This is a genomic window from Myroides sp. LoEW2-1 (assembly GCF_009767705.1).
In the GTDB taxonomy this organism is placed as follows: domain Bacteria; phylum Bacteroidota; class Bacteroidia; order Flavobacteriales; family Flavobacteriaceae; genus Flavobacterium; species Flavobacterium album_A.
Genome location: NZ_WSPP01000336.1, coordinates 1 through 258, shown reverse-complemented (window position 1 = coordinate 258; position 258 = coordinate 1). Strand labels below are relative to the sequence as shown.

1 protein-coding gene is annotated in these 258 nt (G+C 34.1%); it reads right to left on the bottom strand.

The window, feature by feature from the left end; genetic code table 11:
- Positions 1 to 66: 66 nt before the first annotated feature.
- A partial coding sequence (gene tnpA / locus GOQ24_RS15555; protein ID WP_160340097.1) for an IS66 family insertion sequence element accessory protein TnpA occupies positions 67 to 258 on the bottom strand: 192 nt, incomplete at its 5' end.

The following is a 258-nucleotide window of genomic DNA, read 5'->3' as shown; positions in this document are numbered from 1 at the left end:
AACTCTTGCGCATATCACAAGCTGATTTATACAAGTAGAATTGATGGCTACTACTCAGACTAAACATTACACAAGGTTTACTAATGAATAGAGTTCACCCAAATCTTTCGTTTCTAAACGTAACTTCACTCCATTAGGATACACGATTTCATATTCTTTACCTTCTGTTTTTGATGTTTTACTTATTGCTATAAAGTTACTTGAGCCTTCTTGCTCTGTTTCACCCTTAAACTTTACTACCCAATAACTAAATGTCGC